At 45.1% G+C, this 466-nt stretch carries 1 rRNA gene; it reads left to right on the top strand.

The features are described 5' to 3' along the window. Positions 1 to 188: ribosomal RNA gene (locus C2M33_RS10105) — 16S ribosomal RNA — on the top strand; the annotation flags it as partial. Between the last annotated feature and the right edge of the window lie 278 nt (positions 189 to 466).

Genomic DNA, 466 nt, shown 5'->3' with positions numbered 1-466 from the left:
GCACAATGGGCGCAAGCCTGATGCAGCCATGCCGCGTGTGTGAAGAAGGCCTTCGGGTTGTAAAGCACTTTCAGTAAGGAGGAAAGGTTAGTCACTAATATTGGCTAGCTGTGACGTTACTTACAGAAGAAGCACCGGCTAACTCCGTGCCAGCAGCCGCGGTAATACGGAGGGTGCGAGCGTTAATCGGAATTACTTCAAAAAACAGTTGATCTCAATTCGGATCTCCCTATAATGCGCATCCACCGACACGGCGGACTGCTTACAGAAAAGCAAAACGACGAGTTGGTTGAGTCAAGTAAGACTGAGTTTTGAAAAAATAAACTTTTCTCAAAATTAAGTGTTGACAAAAATAACGGCTTGCGTAGAATGCACAGCCCTTGAGACGCAAAAGTATCTCAAACGTTCTTTAACAATATAAAGCAATCATCTGTGTGGGCACTCGTACAGATTGAGTTCTAACAGC

The organism is Pseudoalteromonas sp. T1lg122, assembly GCF_002964825.1.
GTDB lineage: Bacteria > Pseudomonadota > Gammaproteobacteria > Enterobacterales > Alteromonadaceae > Pseudoalteromonas > Pseudoalteromonas gelatinilytica.
Note: the sequence above shows the minus strand (reverse complement) of the source record. Positions and strands in the feature narration are given on the sequence as shown.